The sequence below is a fragment of the Exiguobacterium sp. UBA6282 genome (assembly GCF_002440475.1).
GTDB lineage: Bacteria > Bacillota > Bacilli > Exiguobacteriales > Exiguobacteriaceae > Exiguobacterium_A.
The window spans coordinates 7,769-8,182 of sequence record NZ_DJUM01000019.1 but is presented as its reverse complement, the minus strand read 5'-3'; the positions used below and the strand labels follow the sequence as shown (position 1 = coordinate 8,182).

1 tRNA gene is annotated in these 414 nt (G+C 45.4%); it reads right to left on the bottom strand.

The window, feature by feature from the left end:
• Nucleotides 1-267: 267 nt before the first annotated feature.
• Nucleotides 268-357, bottom strand: a tRNA-Ser gene (locus B2751_RS04930).
• Nucleotides 358-414: the final 57 nt, after the last annotated feature.

Sequence of the window (414 nt, the reverse complement as noted above, 5' to 3'; positions counted from 1 at the left end):
GAAACGATCCCATGGTGATAAGTGACCAATGATCTCAGCAACCGTCCACTTACCTTCCGCATACGATGTCCGCCATGCTTCTTCTGAAATCTGTTCTAAGTCTTTTACATATGTCATCGTCATCGCATAATGCGAAAGCAACGATTCTTTTGTTTGTTCGTTCATTTCGTCCACCTCTTCTTCGTTTTTCACGTAGGCAACCATAGCATGCACGAAGAAATCGATGCAACAAAAAAGCACCTCAGAATTGAGATGCTTTATAAAAAGCGGAGTCGGTGGGATTCGAACCCACGCGAGCCTTGCGACCCCTAACGGATTTCGAGTCCGTCCCCTTCAGCCGGACTTGGGTACGACTCCATGATTATATTTATTTTTGGGTAAAAAAAAAGAAGTGGAGGAGGCGGTGGGATTCGA